This is a genomic window from Novosphingobium sp. EMRT-2 (assembly GCF_005145025.1).
Lineage (GTDB): Bacteria > Pseudomonadota > Alphaproteobacteria > Sphingomonadales > Sphingomonadaceae > Novosphingobium.
This window is the reverse complement of the sequence record NZ_CP039695.1, coordinates 451,132-468,790: the sequence shown is the minus strand read 5'-3', so window position 1 is coordinate 468,790 and position 17,659 is coordinate 451,132. Positions and strand designations below refer to the sequence as shown.

Here is a 17,659-nt window from a genome sequence, read left to right as displayed (position 1 = left end):
GGGAGGGGGTACAGAACACTGCCGACAGTGTCCGCGTTTTGCGCGGTAGCACCAGATAACGGACTTTAGGGAGAGGAGAAGAGCATGAAACTCGCACCGGTTTCACTTGCCGTGCTTGCCACGGCGCTGGCCACACCGGCCATGGCCGCGGATGAACAGGCATCCAGCGGCGGTATCGAGCAGATCGTCGTCACCGCGCAGAAGCGCGCGGAAAACGTGCAGGACGTGCCGATCGCGATCAGCGCGTTCACGGCGGGCGCCTTGCAGGAACGCGCGGTGACCAGCGTCGCCTCGCTGTCGAACATTGCCCCGAACGTGACGCTTGATGCGGGCACGCCGTTCTCGGGGTCGAGCCAGGTCCTGGCCGCCTATATCCGCGGCATCGGCGCCAACGACTTCGCGTTCAACATCGATCCGGGCGTCGGCATCTATCTCGACGGCGTCTATCTCGCCCGCTCGGTCGGCGCGAACCAGGATCTGCCCGACGTCGACCGCGTGGAAGTGCTGAAAGGCCCGCAGGGCACGCTGTTCGGCCGCAACACGATCGGCGGCGCAATCTCCATCGTCACGCACGATCCGGGCGATCAGTTCCGCTTCGTGGGCAGCGTCACCACCGGCAGCTACAGCCTGATCAACGTGAAGGGCACGGTGGACGTACCGATCGCGGAAGGCCTTGCCTCGTCGCTGAGCTTCGCGGTGAACCGGCGCGGTGGCTACCTGCATCGCATGCCCTATCCGGGCGCGTCGTCCTATGCCTCCGATCCGATCACGTCGCTGAAAGCCGCCGGCTACAACAACAGCGGCTACGGCACCGAGGGTGGCGACAATACCTACAATCTGCGCGGCAAGATCAAGTACACCAACGGGGCCTTCCGCGCGACGGTGACCGGCGATTACAGCAATACCGATACCTCGCAGATCGCCAACCGCGTGATCACCACGTTCCCGGCGGTGTTCGCCGGTACCTATAACTGCGCCATCGCGGGCAACCCGACGGTGACGGTGGGCGGCGCGACCGGCCCGTGCGATTCCTTCATCGGCGGCCCGCCCTCGATCGCCTACACGGCGCGGCGCGGTGGCCTGAACAGCCTGTTCGACCTGCCGGCGCTGTTCGGCGTCAACACCGATGCCAACCCGGACAACAACCGCCTGCCGTATGACAACCGGTTCGTCACCAACAACATCGACACCAGCTATGCCAACGGCAACAACTTCAACAAGCTGAAGCAGGGCGGCGCGGCGGTGACGCTGGAATACGACCTGTCTGACAACGCCACGCTGAAGTCGATCACCGCCTATCGCGAACTGCACTGGAAGGTCGGCATGGACCTTGACGGTTCGCCGCTGAACTTCCTGCATACCAGCTTCTCGATGAACCAGAAGCAGTTCAGCCAGGAACTGCAGCTGACCGGCACGGCGATGGACAAGAAGTTGAAGTACGTGCTGGGCGGGTACTACTTCAAGGAATCGGGCGATCTGCACGATTACGTGACGTTCGCCGAAGGCCTGCTCCAGGTGGACGGGCCGAACAATCTGGCGACCCGCAATTACGCCTTCTATGGCCAGTTGGACTACATGCTGACCGAACAGCTCTCGATCACGCTGGGCGGCCGCTACACGCACGAGAACAAGGACTTCGAAGGCTTCCAGTCGGACGCCAACGGGTTGAACTACAAGCTGGCGCAGGCGTTCGGCAACCCGAACTGCGCCTCGCTCAATCCGATCAGCGACGCGTGCCGCATCGCCAACGGCTTCCCCAACGCCGGCCAGCCGCTGCGCTATTACGTGGCCGGCGTGCAGCACAAGACGTTCAGCAACTTCTCGCCCAAGGTCGGCATCCAGTACCATGCCACCGACGACGTGATGCTCTATGGCTCGTGGTCGCGCGGTTACAAGACCGGCGGCTGGACCACGCGCCTGTCGAACCCGCTGCCCTATGCGCCGGGCTTCGGGCCGGAAAAGGCGGAGACCTGGGAAATCGGCGTGAAGTCGGAACTGCTTGACCGCCATCTCCAGATCAACGCCGCCGCCTTCCTGACCAACTACAAGGGCATCCAGCTCAACTTCCAGCAGGGCGTTTCGCCGACCATCCAGAACGCCGGCGATGCACGCATCAAGGGCTTCGAAATCGAGATGACGGCGGCTCCGGGCGGCGGGTTCACGCTGACGGGATCGGTCGGCTATACCGACGCCTACTACACCAGCGTTCTGGCCGGCGCGCAGGTGGCGCCTTCGGCGCTGCAGGCGGGCGTGGTCCCCGGCGCGACGCTGCCCAAGACGCCCAAGTGGAAGGTCAACATCAGCCCGCGCTACGAAGCGGACCTCGGCGATCACGGCAAGCTCGTGTTCCTGGGCGACGTGACCTACACCAGCGCGGTCAAGAACGACACCGAAGGCACCTATTTGCTGATGCGGCCCGGCAACGCGCTGGTCAACGCCAGCGCCACCTACAAGGCGCCTTCGGGCAATTGGGACCTGACCGTCGGCGGCACCAACCTGACCAGCAAGCGCCTGCTCATCACCGGCCAGGCCCAGCTTGCCGGCGGGCAGATCTACGGCACCTACAACCGTCCGGCCGAATGGTACGCCCGGCTTGGCGTGAAGTTCTGACGTTCTGACACTTGCGCGGGCGGGGACGTCCCCCGCCCGCGCTTACCCCACGAGGACACCATGCCTGAATCCCCGCATTCCGAATTCTGGAAGGACATCAAGCCGGTCGCCAAGGTCTTTCGCGAAGGCGGGCTTCCCGAAGTGTACATGCCGAAGATCGCCGAAGGCGATGAACGCTACTGGGTGCCGATCAGCGAGACAGTGTTCTCCAAGCCGGTGTGGATCAGCCCGGCCAAGAACATGTGGGCCGACGTGCTGATGTCGAAGCAGGCCGGGCTCGTGAACCGGCATTATCACCCGCACCCGATCTGGGCCTACACGATCAGCGGCAAATGGGCCTATCTGGAACACGAATGGACCGCGACAGCGGGCGATTTCATCTACGAGACACCGGGCGAGAGCCACACGCTGGTCTGCTATGACCATCCCGATCCGATGAAGGTGTTCTTCGTCGTCTCCGGCCCGCTGATGTGGCTGGACGAGGAAGGCAACACCACCGGGCATTACGATGTGTTCGACTACATGGCCGCCGCGCGCGCGCACTACGCCTCGAACGGCATCGGCGCGGATTACGTCGATACCCTGATCCGCTGAGCTGAGGATTTTCCCATGACCGTGATGACCGCGCCGCCCTCCACCAAGGCCGAAATCGTCGATGTTCCGTTCGCGCACCGCGAGCTGGTCCAGCGGCTCAGCCCCGGCGGCCGCTACATCGACGCACAGACCGATGTCGACAGCCCGTGGGTGCCGTTCGGCGACAACGCCGCGATCAAGCATCTTGCTTTCGATGTGCGCCAGAACCTGTTCTCCAACATCCTGTGGGTGAAGGGGCCGGGCGTGATCGGTACGCATTTCCATCGCGGTACGATCACCATGGTCTGCCTGGAAGGCAGCGTCCGCTATCTGGAATACGACTGGGTGGCGACGCCGGGCGGACTGATCCTCGAAACGCCGGGGGAAAGCCACACGCTGGTCAGCGATCATCCGGAAGGGTGCAAGCTGTTCGGCTGGATGCAGGGACCGATCGAGTTCTACGACGACAAGGGCGTGTTCGTGGATACCACCGATGTGTGGTGGTTCATCAACCACTACGAGACCCACTGCCGCGAGCACGGCCTGGCCATCAATCCCAAGCTCTATCTCTGAAGGACAAGACCGTCATGGGTACGATGAAGGCGCCGCCGTCCGGCGCATACAAGATCGTCGAAGTTCCCGAGCTTTATGGTGACCTGATCCGCGCCAAGGGTGTCGAGGGCACCTATGTCGGCGCGTCCGAGGCGGAAAGCCCGTGGGTGCCGTTCGGCGACAACGCCGCGATCCGCCATCTGGCGTTCGACGTGCGCGAGAACATCTACGTCAACATCCTGTGGATCAAGGGACCGGGCGTGATCGGCACGCACAAGCATCGCGGACGGGTATGGGCCGTGGGGCTCGAAGGATCGTTCCGCTATCTTGAATACGACTGGGTGTGCCGCCCTGGCGAGTTCATCACGGAAACGCCAGGCACCGCGCACACGCTCGTCACCGACGATCCCAACGGCATGAAGGCGCTGTTCCACATGCAGGGCGCCAACGAGTTCTTCGACGAGAACGGCAACCACGTGGAAACGCTCGACGCGTGGTGGTTCATGAATCACTACGAAACCTATTGCCGGGAGAACAACATCCCGATCAACCAGCAGCTCTACCTCTAGGGCGGGCATGCGTGCGGTGCCCACCCCGCTGCGACTAGCCGCCCCTGCGGTCCGGCAAGTCTCGCTCCCCTCCCGCCTGCGGGAGGGATTGGGGATGGGCTTTCCGACGCTTCAACATCGTCTGTGAGCGACGGGTTATGAGGGGAGAGGGCAGACCGGTCCCGAGGCTTTCGGATGCTCCACGCGGCACCTACCTGCGCAACTGCTGGTACGTCGCCGCATGGGCTTCCGATCTGGACGTTGCGCCGATGGCGCGGGTCTTTCTCGAGGAACCGGTCGCCCTTTTTCGCGACCAGGCCGGCAAGGCGCATGCGATCGGCGGACGCTGTCCGCATCGGTTCGCGCCGCTGGGCAATGGCACGGTCGTCGATGGCGCGCTGATGTGCCCCTATCACGGTCTCCGCTTCGACGGGGAGGGGCACTGCGTCCATAACCCGCATCCAGGCGGTCAGCTGCCCGATGCCCGGTTGCCGGTCTATCCGCTGGAAGAGCGCCACGGGTTGCTGTGGATATGGATGGGCGATCCGGCGAAGGCGGATGCGACGCGCATTCCCGATTTCGCCTGGCTGACCGAGCCGCGCTGGGAAGCGGTGCGCGGCGCGACCGTGGCCGAAGGGCACTACGAGCTTTACAGCGACAATATCCTCGACCTCAGCCACGCCAACTTCGTCCACCCCGCGCTGGTGGCCAGCGCTTTCACCGAAGGCGAACGGCGTTTCTGGCAGGATGGCGAAAACGTCCACGCCGAATACGTGCGGCTCGACGACTACCTGTCCGAAGGCATTGGCGGCATGCTCGGACGGATCGGACGCAGGCAGGATTTCCACGGCGAGGTAGTGTGGCATGCCCCGGCCGTGCTCTATTTCGATTTTCGCGCTGGCGATCCGGGCACCCCGCGCGAGCACTGCACGCTGCTACCCTCGATCCACGCCTTCACCCCGGAAACGCCGGACACCACGCACTACTTCTGGGCGACGGCACGGGATTTCGCTCTGGGAAACGCGCAGTTCGCGGCGGGCATGCGCGCGGCGCTGGAATATGCTTTTGAACAGGAAGACATGCCGATCATTCGCGACAGCCACCGGCTGATGCGCCAGCGCGATTTCTGGGATCTGCGCCCGCTGATCCTGAATGGCGATGGCGGCGGGGTGCGGGCGCGGCGGATGCTGCAGCGGCTGATCGAGCGGGAAAGACAGGCCGAAGCCTGAACGGCGCGGCGGGAGAAGGAAGAGCCACATGGCCACACTGGATTGCTTCGACATCAAGGGCAGAAGCGCGCTGGTTACCGGTGCGGCATCCGGCATCGGGCTTGCCTATGCCGAGGCCATGGCCGAAGCCGGCGCGGCGGTGACGCTGGCGGACATCGATGCCGCGGGCGCCGAGCGCGAGGCGGCGCGCCTGCGCGAAGCGGGGTATGAGGCGCGCGCTGATGTTTGCGACGTGTCCAGTTTCGATGCCGTCGCCGCCGCGTTCGAGGCGCACGACAAGGCCTACGGCGGCCTCGACATCTGCTTTGCCAACGCCGGGATCGATGCGGGCGCGGGCTTCTGGAACCCGGCGGGCCACCGCAATCCCGATGGCCAGGTCGATACCTACGATCCGGCGCGCTGGGACAAGTCGATCGCCGTCAATCTTTCCGGCGTGTTCTACACGGTCAGCAACGCCGTGCGGATCATGAAGAAGGAAGGGCGCGCCAATGGCCGCACCGGCGGTTCGATCATCACGACCGCGTCGAACGCGGGCCTGGTGACCGAACCGATCGTCGGCCTGCCCTACATGCCGGCCAAGGCGGGCGTGCTGCACATGGTGCGCGCGCTGGGGCTGGAACTGGCCGAGTTCCGTATCCGCATCAACGCGATCGCGCCGGGGCCGTTCGTCACCAATATCGGCGGCGGCTGGCTCAAGAAGGACCCTGTGGCGCGGCAGGCGTGGGACGCGATCGTTCCGCTGGGCAAGCTGGCCGAGACCGACCAGATCAAGCCGCTGGCGCTGCTGCTCGCCTCCGATGCCTCTGACTACATGACCGGAAGCCACGTCGTCATCGATGGCGGCATGATGCTGGGGAAATACAAATGATCCGCAAGACCCTGCTCGCGTCGCTGGCCGCGATCGCCCTGCCTTGCGCGCCGGCGCAGGCCCAAACCCAGACTCAAGCCTCGCAGAAGCCGCTGACGGTCGAGGTTCTGCGCACCAGCGCCGGTTCGCTCTATGCCAACATTGCCCTGATCGAAGGCGAGAAGGACGCGGTGCTGGTGGACGCGCCGTTCACCCTGGCCGACGCGCACCGCGTCGTCGCGATGGTGCTCGACAGCGGCAAGCACCTGACCACGCTCTACATCACGCACGATCATCCCGATCACTTCTTCGCCATGGAAGTGATCAAGGATGCCTTTCCCGACGTGAAGATCGTAGCACATCCCACGGTGACGGCCGATATCTGGAAGTCGCTTCCATTCAAGGTCAAGCGCTGGACGCCGGTGCTGGGCGCGAACGCCCCGCGCCATCCCACCGCACCTGCCCCGCTCGATGGCGATACGATCATGCTGGAGGGCCGGGAGCTGAAGGTGATCGGCCCGATGGCGGGCGATCACGTCCATGCCACCGCCCTGTGGGTGCCGTCGATCAAGGCGCTGTTCCCCGGCGATCTCGTCTATAACCAGATGTACCTGTGGTTCGGCGAGCACGACGCCGCCGCCATCGCCGCATGGGGCCGGTCGGTCGATCAACTCGCCGCGCTCAAGCCCGACATGGTGGTGCCCGGCCACAGCAAGCCGGGCTTGCCCAACGATACCAGCGGGCTGGACTTCAGCCGACGCTACATCGCGGACTGGCCTAAGCTGGTCGCCGCCAGCAAGGACAGCGCCGATCTGCGCGCGCGGGTGCAGAAAGCCTACCCGGATGCAGTCGACGTTCTGGGCGATTTCCTGCTGGGGAACTCGTCGAAAGTGGCCAAGGGGGAGCAGCCGGCATGGCAGGAGTGAACGGAACCTATGCCGGCAAGGCGGTGCTCGTCACCGGCGGCGCGACGGGCATCGGCCGCGCCACGGCGCTGGCCTTCGCGCGCGAGGGCGCGCGGGTGATGATCGGCGACAAGGACGAGCGCGCGGGCGAGACGGTGGCGCTGATCGCGCAGGCCGGGGGCGAGGGCGCCTTCGTGCCGACCGATGTGACCGATGCCGCCGCTGTAGAGGCGCTCGTCGCAGCCTGCGTCGACCGCTTCGGCCGGATGGATGCGGCGTTCAACAATGCCGGCGTCCTGCCACCACAGCGCCCGCTGCACGAGGTGCCGCCGGAGGAAATGGCGCTGGCCGTCGACGTCGATTTCAAGGGCGTGTGGTATGCGCTGCAGTCGGAAATCCGGCACTTCCTGAAAGTGGGCGGCGGCGCGATCGTCAACACCGCATCGGTCGGCGGGCTGATCGCCGATCCCAATATGGCGGCCTATGTCGCGATGAAGCACGCGGTCGTGGGGCTGACGAAGGCGGCAGCGATCGATTACGCCCGCTCCGACATCCGTGTGAACGCCATTGCACCCGGCTTCGTCGTCACGCCGATGACCCAGCACTGGGCCGACAGTCCCGAATTCCGCGCGGCGTTCTTCGCGGGCAACGTCAGCGGCCGCGCCGCGCAGCCGGAGGAGATTGCGGGCACCGTGCTGCATCTCTGTTCGGACGCGGCCAGCTTCATCAACGGCGCGACGTTTGTGATCGATGGCGGCCAGACCGCGCACTAGAAGGACGACATACCAATGCGCGCAGCCGTGATGCAGGGCCTTCACCGGCCGCTGGCGATCGAGACCGTGCCCGACCCCGTACCGGGTGAGGGCGAGGTCGTGGTGCGGGTGGGCCGCTGCGGCATCTGCGGCTCGGACCTGCACATGACCGAGGACCCCGCCTATGGCATGGGCGCTGGATCGGTGCTGGGGCACGAGTTCGCTGGCGAGGTGGTGGCGCTGGGCAAAGGCGTCGAGGGGCTGGGAACGGGCGATCTGGTCTCGGTCGTACCGCTCAAAAGCTGCGGCCGTTGCCCATCCTGTCTGGCCGGCGAAGTCGCCTGGTGCGACGCGTTCGGCCTGCAGGGTGGAGGCTATGCCGAATACGCGCTGACCCGACCGAACCAGTGCGTGCGCCTGCCGAAGACGGCGAGCCTGGCCGACGGCGCGATCATCGAGCCGCTGGCCGTGGCGCTACACGGTCTGGCCATGAGCGGGATGCGCATCGGTGACAGGGTTCTGATCCTCGGCGCCGGGCCGATCGGGCTTGCCGTCGCGTTCTGGGCGCGCCGGCATGGCGCGGGGCGCGTGGTAGTGCAGGATCTCGCGGCATGGCAGCGCGATCGCGCGCTGGCGATGGGCGCGCACGATTTCGTAGTCGATCCCGCCGATCCGATCGGTAGCGCCGAACGCGCGCTGGGCGGCAAGGCCGACGTGGTGTTCGAATGCGTCGGCGTGCCCGGCCTGATCGCGCAGGCGGTGGACCAGGTGCGCAGCCGGGGTACGATCCTGCTGCTGGGCTTGTGCACGCGCCCTGACACCTTCAACAGCTTTGCCATGCTGTCCAAGGAAGTGCGCCTCGTGACGTCGGCCTTCTTCACCCGGCAGGAATACGAAGCAGCGCTGGATGCGCTCGATAGCGGCGCGGCGGAACCGCGCCTGCTGGTGACCGAGACCATTGCGCTCGACGCCACGCCCGATGTGTTCGAGACGCTGCGCAAGCGCACCCACCAGTGCAAGGTGCTGATCGACCCGACGGCCTGAAACGCAACAGATTGCGGGAGAGTATCCGGTGAATGCCATCGAACAGGCGGTCTTCGACTGCATGAAGCCCACCCAGGCCCTCTACGAACGGACCGACGATCCACTGCACAAGGCGATCCTGCTCAATTTCTGGCGGCACGTGCACCTGGAGGGCGCAGGGCTCTACGACGAGATCGTGAAGCCCGACATGATGGTCGATCACCCGGTCTATCGCGTCAGTTGGGGCGACAATCCCGCCGTGGTCGAAGGCAAGGAGGGCGTGCTCGCCTTCTACAACAGCGTGGGCGAAACGGTGCTGTGGCATTCGGACGACCGGCTTGCCGTCAACGACTGGGGCATTTGCGACGAAATTACCTTCCACCAGCTGGCGCGCGGGGCGGACCTGAAGGCGCTGGGCTATGCGGTGGAGCAGGACGACGGGCTCTACCACGTGTCGAGCCGGCAGGCCTTCGTGTGGCCCTATGATGGCGGCGCGCGTCTGGCCGGCGAACATCTCTATGAGGACAAGACCAGCCTGAAGATCGAGGAAATCGATCCTTCGCTGGCCACCACGCCCGAGCGCGTGCGCGCCATCCACCGCGAACAGCTTGCCGCGCTCGAAGCGCGGTTCGGGCCGCGTTACTGGGTCTGGCAGGGCTGAGGCCGCGTCAGGCGCGGGGCAGGGTCAGCACGAATTCCGCGCCGCCGCCCGCGCGGTTCGCCGCGGTCAGCGTGCCGCCGTGCGCCTTGGCAACGTCGCGCGCGGTGGCAAGGCCCAGGCCCGTGCCGGCGGTTTCGCGGCTGCGTGATCCTTCCACGCGGAAGAACGGCTCGAACAGGTTTTCGGCAAGCTCGGGCGGAAAGCCCGGCCCGCGGTCCGCCATGCGCACGACGACTCTCTCCGGTTCGCTTTCGAGGCTCAGTTCGCCACCGCCGGCATAGCGCCGCGCGTTGACCGCAAGGTTGGCGATCAGCCGGTGCAGCGTCATCGGATCGCCGTTGACGGTGCAGTCTTTATCGGGCGCGCGGAACGCAAGCCGGCCTTCATCCTGATCGACGGCGGCGATCGCGTTCGCGCACAGTTCCTTCATGTCCACCGCGCGCCTGCGGCTGCCGACCGTCCCCCGGGCATAGTCGATGATGCTGCCGATCATGCCGGCCAGTTCCGCGAGATCCCGTTCGGCGCCGTTGCGCGCCTCTGGAGGCAATTGGTGGAGGCGGAATTCCAAACGCGAGACCGGCGCGGCCATGTCATGCGCGATAGCCGCCAGCATCTGGGTACGGTTTTCCACCAGCCCCGCCAGGCGATCGCGCATGGCGGACACGGCCTGCGCCAGTTGTGCGACTTCGGGCGGCCCGCCACTGGTGATGGTGATGCCATCGTGTTCGTTCACGACGCGGTCGGCCTCGGCCGCCAGGCGGCGGAGCGGTTGCACGATGCTGCGGGCAAGGCGGAACGACACGCCGGCCAGCAGCACGGCCAACGCCAGAGTCATCGCCAGCGTTGCCCAGTGCCAGCCGGTGATGAACGGCCGCCGGGTGTAGTGCGCGATGGACCATGTGCCGTCCGCGCGGCGCACGCCCAGCGAGAAGGTCTCGCGGATCGCCAGCGGTGCTTCGAGGGGGCGGCGCTGGATCATCGCGCCGGGTTCGACCGAAAGCTTCACGCACCCGTCGCAATCCGGCAGAAGATCGTCGATCCGCGCGGCGGCAGCGGGCACCGGGACTTCGCCCGGCTGTGGCAGGAATTGCGCCTTGCCCCGCTCGATCCGGGTGGTGGAGGCAAGGCGTGACAGCGGCCGGTCCCTTGCCAGAACCGGCAGCAGCTCCTCGATTGGCATCGGGCGCGGATGGGGCGGCGGCCCGGAAAAGGTGACGATGAAGTTGCCGAGCGTCGCCAGCAACAGCGCCGCCAGCATGACGATGCCGAGCCGGGTCGTCAGGCTGGTGCTGCTCCAGCCCGGCATCAACGCCATTTCAACCGCGTGCGGCGAACAGGTAGCCTTCGCCGCGAATGGTGCGGATCAGGCCATCGCCATCGTGCCGCATCAGCTTGGCGCGCAGCCGCGAGACGGCAACGTCGATCGCCCGGTCGAAGGCCTCGCCTTCATCGCCATAGAGCGCGGTAAGCAGTTCCTCGCGGCTGATGACCCGCCCGGCGCGCACGGCCAGCGCATGCAGCAGCTTGAACTCCCCGCTGGTCAGTTCGACTTCGGCGCCGGCCGCATCGCGCACGGTGTAGTACTGCGCATCGAGCGTCCATCCGGCAAAGCGCGTGATGGCGCTGCCATCGGCGGAAACGCTGGTGCCGCGCCGGCGCAGCACCGCACGCAGCCGCGCCAGCAGTTCGCGCGGGTTGACCGGCTTGGCGAGATAGTCGTCCGCCCCTAGTTCGAGCCCCACGATCCGGTCGATGTCCGCCGCCATCGCCGACAACATCAGCACCGAAGGCGCGCCGGGGCGATCCGCCAGATCGCGCAGGATCGAAAGGCCGTCCTCGCCCGGCATCATCAGGTCGAGCACGACCGCATCGACCTTGCCCGCGGCAAGGGTTGCGCGCAGCTGCTGCCCGTTCGCCGCGAGCGTGACGCCCAGCCCTTGTTTCTCCAGGTAATCGCCGATCAACGCGCGCAGATCGGCATCATCGTCCAGGATGACGACGTGCGCTTCCGTGCGGGGCTGGACAGGGGCGGATGTGGGAAAGGATGTCATAGGGAGCAGTTCCATGGTGGCTCCTTGCTTCAGGGTGCGATCCCGATGGTGGGCGTTGCAGCGCAACACGCGCCGGATGATCCGTTCATGGCCGACACCTATGAAACGCGGCCCGATCGCAAACCCTTCGCCGGTGTTCGGCAAAAATATCCCACCAAGGCGTCGATCGGCATCGCGCATACGAATTGTCGGGCGGCGACGCGGTTTGTGTGCATTGCGGGATGATCGCGATCGGGTATGCTCCGTTTTGCCAATCTGCCGAAATGAGGCCCATGACCCCAAGCCGTGACGCCAGCCTGTCCGCTCCAGTCACCGCGCCGTGGTGGCGCGGGGCGGTGATCTACCAGATCTATCCCCGCAGCTTCGCCGATGCCGATGGTGATGGGGTGGGCGATCTGGCGGGGATCACGGCGCGGCTCGATCACGTGGCCAAGCTGGGGGTCGACGGCATCTGGATCTCGCCGTTCTTCACCTCGCCGATGCGCGATTTCGGCTATGACGTGGCGGATTACTGCGATGTCGATCCGATCTTCGGCACGCTTGCCGATTTCGATGCGCTAGTGGCGCGCGCGCACGAACTGGGGCTGAAAGTCACGATCGACCAGGTCTATGCCCATACCTCCGATTTGCATCCGTGGTTCGCGCAGAGCCGGCAGGGCCGCGATGGCGACAAGGCGGACTGGTACGTCTGGCGCGATCCGAAGCCCGATGGCACGCCGCCCAACAACTGGCAGTCGGTGTTCGGTGGCCCGGCATGGACCTGGGACGCGCGGCGGCGGCAGTATTACATGCACACCTTCCTGCGCGAACAGCCGCAGCTCAACGTCCACAACCCGGTGGTGCAGGACGCGCTGCTGGAAGCCGCGAAGTTCTGGCTGGATCGTGGGGTCGACGGGTTCCGGCTCGACGCGCTCAACCATTCGATGTTCGACCCGCAATTGCGGGACAATCCGCCGGCGGAGGACGACGGGCGCATCCGCACGCGGCCGTTCGACTTTCAGGAGAAGGTGTTCAGCCAGTCGCACCCCGATGTCGCGCTGTTCGTGGAACGCATCCGCAAGCTGTGCGACCGCTACGACGCGATCTTCACGGTGGCCGAGGTGGGCGGCGCGCGCGCCGAGGTCGAGATGAAGGAATACACCGCCGGCGCGCACCGCCTGAACAGCGCCTATGGCTTCGATTTCCTCTATGCCGAAAGCCTGACGCCCGCGCTGATCCGCGATACGCTGGCGAAGTGGACCGGCGCGCCGGGCGAGGGCTGGCCGAGCTGGGCCTTCGAGAACCACGATGCGCCGCGCGCGGTCTCGCGCTGGTGCGCCCCGGAAGAGCGGGCCGCCTTCGCGCCGCTCAAGAAGATGCTGTTGCTGGCCCTGCGCGGGAACGTGATCCTCTATCAGGGCGAGGAACTGGGGCTGGTGCAGGACGATATTCCGTTCGAACTGCTGCAGGATCCCGAAGCGATCGCCAACTGGCCGCTGACGCTCTCGCGCGATGGCGTGCGCACGCCGATGCCGTGGCGGGCCGACGCGCCGAATGGCGGCTTCACCACCGGCACGCCATGGCTGCCGATGAGCGCGGAGAACCTGTCGCGCGCGGTCGATGTGCAGGAGGCCGAGCCTGGCTCGCTGCTCCATTGGACGCGCAGCCTGCTGGCCCTGCGGCGGGCTACGCCCGTGCTGCGCCTTGGTTCGTTCGAGGTGATCCATGCGGATGCGGATCTGCTGGCCTTCGTGCGCCGGCATGAGGGGCGGGCGGTGGCGGGCCTGTTCAATCTTTCGGCGCGCCCGGTCGTCTTGCCCGAAGGGCTGGCCATCGCCGGGCAGGTGCTCGCAAGCGTCAACGGCGCCAGTCTGGAAGAAGCGGGCGATCTGCCGGGCTATGGCGGATTGCTGGTCGCGCTTCAGGAGTAGGCCACCGATCGCATACTTATGCGTTGTGCAAGTTTGGAATGACCGGGCTAACGGGGGCCGCGAGGGGATGGCCCCGGTCCGGAACGAAACCATAAGGAGAAGCATCCGATGGCTGAGGCAAGCTGTTCCGCCCTGCTGTTGTTCGGGGCCACCGGCGATCTTTCGCGCCGGATGCTGCTGCCCTCGCTCTATGCGCTGCACGAGGACGGGCTGATCGAACCCGGCCTGCGCATTGTCGGCACCGCCCGGTCCGAACACGATGACGCCGATTTTCGCGATTTCGCCAAAGCCGCGCTCGACGAATTCCTGCCCGCCGACCGCAAAGACGAGACCAAGCTGGCGAGCTTCCTCGAACGGCTGGAATACCAGACGCTCGATGCGTCCGACATCAGCGGCTTTGCCGGACTGGCGAAGAAGCTGGGCGATACCTCGTGCGGCCTCTCGATCTTCCTCTCGACCGCGCCGGCACTGTTCGAACCGACCATTGCCGGGCTGAAAAGTGCCGGCCTGGCGCACGAGGGCGTGCGCATCGGCCTGGAAAAGCCGCTCGGCAACGACCTTGCGTCCAGCAACCGCATCAACGATGCCGTCGCCGCCGCCTTTGCCGAAAACCAGATATTCCGCATCGATCACTATCTGGGCAAGGAAACCGTTCAGAACCTGATGGCGCTGCGCTTCGCCAACATGATGTTCGAGCCGCTGTGGAATAGCGCGGGGATCGACCACATCCAGATCACCGTCAGCGAGACGGTGGGGCTAGAAGGGCGCAAGGGGTTTTACGACGATACCGGCGCCCTGCGCGACATGGTGCAGAACCACATGCTGCAACTGCTGGCGCTGACCGCGATGGAACCGCCCGTCGATTTCGACGCGACCGCGATCCGCGACGAAAAGGTGAAGGTGCTGCGCGCGCTGCGCCCGGTGAAGGCCGACGAGATGGTGCGCGGCCAGTATCGCGCCGGCGCGGTGAAGGGGGAGAGCGTCAAGGGGTACGAGGACGATCTGGGCCAGCCTTCGGAGACCGAGACGTTCGTGGCGATCAAGGCGCATGTGGAGAACTGGCGCTGGCAGGGCGTGCCGTTCTACCTGCGTACCGGCAAGCGGCTGGGCGAACGGCGCTCGGAAATTGTCGTCGAGTTCAAGCAGGTGCCGCACAACATCTTCGGCAGCCGGCTGCGCGCCAACCGGCTCGTCATCCGCCTTCAGCCCGAAGAATACGTGCGGCTGCAGGTCATGGCCAAGGAACCGGGGCTGGACCGTGGGGGCATCGTGCTGCGCGAGGTCAATCTCGATCTCTCGCTGACCACCGCCTTTGCCAAGGCCCGCCGCCGCATCGCTTACGAACGCCTGCTGCTCGATCTGATCGAAGGCCAGCAGACGCTGTTCGTGCGGCGTGACGAGGTGGAGGCGCAGTGGCGCTGGGTCGATGGCATCCGCAAGGTCTGGGCCACCGAAAGCATGGAAGTGAAAGGTTATTCCGCCGGAAGCTGGGGGCCGAACGCGGCAATCGCGCTGACCGAACGCGACGGGCGAAGCTGGAATGATTGACCCGCGCCCCGCCGAGGTGCGCTGGGCGGAGCCCGGCGATGCCGCCGCCGTGGCCGATCGCATCGCGGCGGAACTGGCGAAGCCGGGGCCGAAGCGGATCGCGGTGCCGGGCGGTTCCACCCCGGTAAAGGTGTTCGCGCTGCTGGCAGACCGCGCGCTCGACTGGTCCGGCGTCACACTTTGCCTCACCGACGACCGGCAGGTGCCCGATGACCATCCGGCGTCGAATTACGGCAAGCTCGTTGCCGCGCTGGGCGATAGCGGCGTGACCGTGGAGCGGTTGGTCGAAGGCGCTGCCGTCGCGCCGTTCGATCTGGTCTGGCTGGGCATGGGCGAGGACGGCCACGTCGCCTCGCTGTTCCCGCACATGCACGCGCTGGTCCGGCCCGGACCAGCGGTGATCGCAACCGAGCCGGTGCCGCTGCCGTCCGAAGCGCCGTTTCCGCGCCTCTCGCTCAACCGCCGCGCGCTCAAGGCCACGGCCGAGATCATCCTGGTCATCACCGGCGCGACGAAAAAACAGCTCGTCCAGCGGGTGCTGGACGGGGCGGACACTTATCCCGTTTCCGATTTCCTGCGCGGCTTCGGCCCGCCGGTCACGATCTACTGGAGCGCATGATGACCCTGAACCCGATCGTCGCCAAGGTCACCGACCGTATCATCGAACGTTCGCGCGACAGCCGCCGCCGCTATCTCGACCTGATCGACCGCGCGCGCGAACAAGGCGTGAGCCGCCCGATCCTGTCGTGCGGCAACCTTGCCCACGGCTTTGCGGCCAGCGGCGACGACAAGGCCACCATCCGCACGGGCAAGGCGATGAACATCGGCATCGTCACCGCCTACAACGATATGCTTTCGGCGCACCAGCCCTATGGCCGCTATCCCGAACAGATCAAGCTGTTCGCGCGCGAGGTAGGCGCGACGGCGCAAGTAGCGGGCGGCGTGCCGGCGATGTGCGACGGGGTGACGCAGGGGCAGGATTCGATGGAGCTGTCGCTGTTCAGCCGCGATACCATTGCCCTGTCCACGTCCGTCGCGCTCAGCCACGGCATGTTCGAATCCGCGCTGCTGCTGGGCATCTGCGACAAGATCGTGCCGGGCCTGCTGATCGGCGCGCTCCGCTTCGGGCATCTGCCGATGATGCTGGTGCCTTCGGGGCCGATGCCGACCGGGCTTGCCAACAAGGAGAAGGTGCGCATCCGCCAGCTCTATGCCGAAGGCAAGGTAGGGCGCGAGGAACTGCTGGAAAGCGAAAGCGCCAGCTACCACGGCGCGGGCACCTGCACGTTCTATGGCACCGCCAATTCCAACCAGATGATGATGGAGATGATGGGGCTGCACATGCCCGGCTCCAGCTTCGTCCTGCCCGGCACCAAGCTGCGCCAGGAACTGACCCGCGCCGCCGTCCACCGCATCGCCGGGATAGGCTGGGACGGTGACGACTATCGCCCGCTCGGCCACTGCGTCGATGAAAAGGCGATCGTCAACGCCATCGTCGGCCTGCTGGCGACGGGCGGCTCGACCAACCACGTTATCCACCTGCCCGCCATCGCCCGCGCGGCCGGCGTGCAGATCGACTGGAACGACATGGACGAACTCTCGCGCGTGGTGCCGCTGATCGCCAGCGTTTATCCCAACGGCGCGGGCGACGTGAACTACTTCCACGCTGCCGGCGGCATGCCCTACGTGATCCGTGAACTGGTGGAATCGGGCCTTGCCCATGCCGACATCCGCACCGTCTATGGCCAGTCGCTGGCCGAAGGCGCGCAGGAGCCGGTGATGGACGGCGAAACGCTGCGCTGGACCCCCGCACCGCAGGCGAGCGGCGATGGATCCATGCTCCGCCCGGTGTCCGCGCCGTTCCAGCCCGAAGGCGGCTTGCGCTTGCTAGAAGGCAACCTTGGGCGCGGCACGATCAAGGTCAGCGCGGTCGATCCCGCGCGCTGGACGATCGAGGCGCCGGTCCGGGTGTTCGATGACCAGAACCAGGTGATCGCGGCGTTCAAGGCGGGCGAACTGGAACGCGACGTGGTCGTGGTGGTCCGCTTCCAGGGACCGGCCGCCAATGGCATGCCCGAACTTCACAAGCTCACGCCCCCGCTCGGCGTGTTGCAGGATCGCGGCTTCAAGGTGGCGCTGGTCACCGACGGGCGCATGTCGGGCGCTTCCGGCAAGGTGCCGGCGGCGATCCACGTCTCGCCCGAGGCCAAGCTCGGCGGGGCGCTGGCCAAGCTGCGCGATGGCGATGTGGTACGCGTCTGCGCGGACAGCGGCGAACTCGTCGCGCTGGTCGATGCCGCCGAATGGGCCGGGCGCGAACACGCGATTGCCCCCGACGAGGCATTTGGCGTAGGGCGCGAACTCTTCGCCCTTATGCGCCACCACACCGACCCGGCGGAACGCGGCGGTTCGGCGATGCTGGCGGCGGCAGGGCTCTGACACGTAAAAAC

The 17,659-nt window shown here is 66.2% G+C and carries 17 protein-coding genes; 15 read left to right on the top strand and 2 right to left on the bottom strand.

The window, feature by feature from the left end:
* The first annotated feature begins 84 nt into the window (after positions 1-84).
* The 10 genes from FA702_RS02440 (at position 85) to FA702_RS02395 (ending at position 9,700) form a co-directional block, all read left to right on the top strand.
* Positions 85-2,610: a TonB-dependent receptor gene (locus FA702_RS02440; protein WP_136954869.1), complete on the top strand. Its 2,526-nt coding sequence runs from the start codon at positions 85-87 to the stop codon at positions 2,608-2,610.
* A 60-nt stretch (positions 2,611-2,670) separates the two neighbouring features.
* Complete coding sequence (locus FA702_RS02435; RefSeq protein ID WP_124807410.1) at positions 2,671-3,204, top strand: 2,4'-dihydroxyacetophenone dioxygenase family protein; 534 nt, start codon at positions 2,671-2,673, stop codon at positions 3,202-3,204.
* A 15-nt stretch (positions 3,205-3,219) separates the two neighbouring features.
* Complete coding sequence (locus FA702_RS02430) at positions 3,220-3,756, top strand: 2,4'-dihydroxyacetophenone dioxygenase family protein (RefSeq protein ID WP_125955490.1); 537 nt, start codon at positions 3,220-3,222, stop codon at positions 3,754-3,756.
* A 14-nt stretch (positions 3,757-3,770) separates the two neighbouring features.
* Positions 3,771-4,304 (top strand): 2,4'-dihydroxyacetophenone dioxygenase family protein, encoded by a 534-nt coding sequence (locus FA702_RS02425; protein WP_136954868.1) that lies wholly within the window; start codon positions 3,771-3,773, stop codon positions 4,302-4,304.
* Between the two features lie 137 nt (positions 4,305-4,441).
* Positions 4,442-5,512 (top strand): aromatic ring-hydroxylating dioxygenase subunit alpha, encoded by a 1,071-nt coding sequence (locus FA702_RS02420; RefSeq protein WP_136954867.1) that lies wholly within the window; start codon positions 4,442-4,444, stop codon positions 5,510-5,512.
* A 28-nt stretch (positions 5,513-5,540) separates the two neighbouring features.
* Complete coding sequence (locus tag FA702_RS02415) at positions 5,541-6,380, top strand: SDR family NAD(P)-dependent oxidoreductase (protein ID WP_136954866.1); 840 nt, start codon at positions 5,541-5,543, stop codon at positions 6,378-6,380.
* A complete protein-coding gene (locus FA702_RS02410; protein WP_136954865.1) occupies positions 6,377-7,285 on the top strand; it encodes an MBL fold metallo-hydrolase in 909 nt (302 codons plus the stop codon). Before FA702_RS02415 ends, FA702_RS02410 begins: the two co-directional genes overlap by 4 nt.
* Positions 7,273-8,037, top strand: a complete 765-nt coding sequence (locus FA702_RS02405) for an SDR family NAD(P)-dependent oxidoreductase (protein WP_136954864.1) — start codon at positions 7,273-7,275, stop codon at positions 8,035-8,037. The genes FA702_RS02410 and FA702_RS02405 overlap by 13 nt, the downstream gene beginning before the upstream one ends.
* A gap of 15 nt (positions 8,038-8,052) precedes the next feature.
* Complete coding sequence (locus tag FA702_RS02400; protein ID WP_136954863.1) at positions 8,053-9,060, top strand: alcohol dehydrogenase catalytic domain-containing protein; 1,008 nt, start codon at positions 8,053-8,055, stop codon at positions 9,058-9,060.
* 28 nt (positions 9,061-9,088) lie between these two features.
* Positions 9,089-9,700 (top strand): hypothetical protein, encoded by a 612-nt coding sequence (locus FA702_RS02395; RefSeq protein WP_136954862.1) that lies wholly within the window; start codon positions 9,089-9,091, stop codon positions 9,698-9,700.
* Between the two features lie 7 nt (positions 9,701-9,707).
* On the opposite strand, the gene FA702_RS02390 is transcribed toward FA702_RS02395, so the two are convergent.
* Both FA702_RS02390 and FA702_RS02385 read right to left on the bottom strand, forming a co-directional pair.
* Positions 9,708-11,015 (bottom strand): HAMP domain-containing sensor histidine kinase, encoded by a 1,308-nt coding sequence (locus tag FA702_RS02390; RefSeq protein ID WP_136954861.1) that lies wholly within the window; start codon positions 11,013-11,015, stop codon positions 9,708-9,710.
* A gap of 1 nt (position 11,016) precedes the next feature.
* Positions 11,017-11,766, bottom strand: coding sequence for a response regulator transcription factor (locus FA702_RS02385; protein ID WP_255504682.1), 750 nt, complete (start codon positions 11,764-11,766; stop codon positions 11,017-11,019).
* A 72-nt stretch (positions 11,767-11,838) separates the two neighbouring features.
* Between FA702_RS02385 and FA702_RS22675 the strand changes: the two genes are divergently transcribed.
* From FA702_RS22675 to edd, 5 genes are all read left to right on the top strand, one after another.
* Complete coding sequence (locus FA702_RS22675) at positions 11,839-11,976, top strand: hypothetical protein (RefSeq protein WP_168195979.1); 138 nt, start codon at positions 11,839-11,841, stop codon at positions 11,974-11,976.
* 47 nt (positions 11,977-12,023) lie between these two features.
* Entirely contained in the window at positions 12,024-13,661 is a 1,638-nt protein-coding gene (locus FA702_RS02380; RefSeq protein ID WP_370385493.1) for an alpha-amylase family glycosyl hydrolase, read from the top strand.
* Between the two features lie 108 nt (positions 13,662-13,769).
* Positions 13,770-15,209 (top strand): glucose-6-phosphate dehydrogenase, encoded by a 1,440-nt coding sequence (gene zwf / locus FA702_RS02375; protein WP_136954859.1) that lies wholly within the window; start codon positions 13,770-13,772, stop codon positions 15,207-15,209.
* Positions 15,202-15,828: a 6-phosphogluconolactonase gene (locus FA702_RS02370; protein ID WP_136954858.1), complete on the top strand. Its 627-nt coding sequence runs from the start codon at positions 15,202-15,204 to the stop codon at positions 15,826-15,828. The genes zwf and FA702_RS02370 overlap by 8 nt, the downstream gene beginning before the upstream one ends.
* On the top strand, positions 15,828-17,648 hold the full coding sequence (gene edd / locus FA702_RS02365; RefSeq protein ID WP_210417613.1) for a phosphogluconate dehydratase: 1,821 nt from the start codon (positions 15,828-15,830) through the stop codon (positions 17,646-17,648). The genes FA702_RS02370 and edd overlap by 1 nt, the downstream gene beginning before the upstream one ends.
* Positions 17,649-17,659 lie beyond the last annotated feature (11 nt).